The organism is Pseudovibrio sp. POLY-S9 (genome assembly GCF_001431305.1).
Taxonomy (GTDB): domain Bacteria; phylum Pseudomonadota; class Alphaproteobacteria; order Rhizobiales; family Stappiaceae; genus Pseudovibrio.
In genome coordinates this window covers 1-298 of sequence record NZ_LCWX01000227.1, presented here as the reverse complement: position 1 = coordinate 298, position 298 = coordinate 1, and the positions used below count along the sequence as shown (strand labels likewise).

Genomic DNA, 298 nt, shown 5'->3' with positions numbered 1-298 from the left:
TGTGTTTGCTCATCTATACTGCGGGCTGTTTTTCGGCAGTGATTTGGAAGATAAAGCGGAGTAAGAAGGTCCTCGCATTGGTGTTATGTGCTACAGGCCATTTCCTACGAATCCAACCACAACCAGTGCTGACAGCATATCATGTCAACGTCCTGGTGGCTGATAATGTCGTCAGCGAAGAATTTGTTAGTGGAAAACGTACACTTAAAGAACTGAATATCACACAGCACCTCATGGAGGTAGTGCTACCCAGCTAACTTGTAAAGTTTATGCCTCATGGCGGTTCGATGTGAGAAAA

General features: G+C 45.0%; 1 pseudogene. It reads left to right on the top strand.

Annotation, left to right across the window (positions count from 1 at the left end):
• Positions 1-257: pseudogene (locus tag PPL9_RS33595) on the top strand (hypothetical protein); the annotation flags it as partial.
• Positions 258-298: the final 41 nt, after the last annotated feature.